General features: G+C 66.7%; 1 protein-coding gene. It reads left to right on the forward strand.

Annotation, left to right across the window (positions count from 1 at the left end; genetic code table 11):
* Window positions 1-399, forward strand: a 399-nt coding sequence (locus tag KUM32_RS19445; RefSeq protein ID WP_217143200.1) for an Hsp70 family protein, incomplete at both ends; no start/stop codon positions are given.

The following is a 399-nucleotide window of genomic DNA, read 5'->3' on the forward strand; positions in this document are numbered from 1 at the left end:
ACAAGGGCGTCAACCCGGACGAGGTCGTCGCCATCGGCGCCGCCCTGCAGGCCGGTGTCCTCAAGGGCGAGGTCAAGGACGTCCTGCTCCTCGACGTCACCCCGCTGTCCCTCGGCATCGAGACCAAGGGCGGCATCATGACCAAGCTGATCGAGCGGAACACGACGATCCCGACGAAGCGTTCGGAGATCTTCACCACCGCCGAGGACAACCAGCCCTCCGTGCAGATCCAGGTCTACCAGGGCGAGCGCGAGATCGCGGCGTACAACAAGAAGCTCGGCATGTTCGAGCTGACCGGTCTGCCGCCGGCGCCCCGCGGCGTCCCGCAGATCGAGGTCGCCTTCGACATCGACGCCAACGGCATCATGCACGTGACCGCGAAGGACCTGGGCACGGGCA

Source organism: Streptomyces sp. AC627_RSS907, assembly GCF_019049165.1.